Source organism: Pseudomonas sp. EL_65y_Pfl1_R83 (genome assembly GCF_963970695.1).
In the GTDB taxonomy this organism is placed as follows: Bacteria; Pseudomonadota; Gammaproteobacteria; order Pseudomonadales; family Pseudomonadaceae; genus Aquipseudomonas; species Aquipseudomonas tritici.
The window spans coordinates 1-458 of sequence record NZ_CAXAQI010000413.1; the positions used below are offsets into that span (position 1 = coordinate 1).

The 458-nt window shown below is 67.7% G+C and carries 1 protein-coding gene; it reads left to right on the top strand.

Translation table 11 applies throughout. From position 1 onward, the window contains the following. Positions 1–86: 86 nt before the first annotated feature. Positions 87–458, top strand: a 372-nt coding sequence (locus AACY08_RS29575) for an arylamine N-acetyltransferase family protein (protein WP_339472630.1), incomplete at its 3' end; no start/stop codon positions are given.

A 458-nucleotide genomic window follows, 5' to 3' on the forward strand; every position in this document is an offset into this window, starting at 1 on the left:
ATCGTGCCCGAGGCGCTGGGGCTGAAGGCGGCGGCGACCGCCACGGCGGACGTGCTCTATTCGGTAACGGCGGAGGCTTTCGCTGCATGAGCGAGACCGCCTTCGATCTCGACGCCTATCTCGCCCGCATACGCCTGCCTGCCCGCCCGACCGTCGATTCCTACGGTCTGGCGGCGCTGCAGCGCGCGCACCGGCTGGCGATCCCGTTCGAGAATCTCGACGTCTTGCTCGGGCGCGGCATTGCGATCGACAGCGACTCCGTCTTCGCCAAATTGGTGACGGCCGGGCGCGGCGGTTATTGTTTCGAGCATAACCGGCTGTTCCTCGATGCGCTGGCGGCGTTGGGCTTCGTCGCCAGCCCGGTGCTCGCGCGGGTCTGGCTGGGGGCGACCGATGTGCCACCGCTGACGCACACCTTCAGCCTCGTCACGCTCGGCGAAGAGCTCTGGATTGCCGAT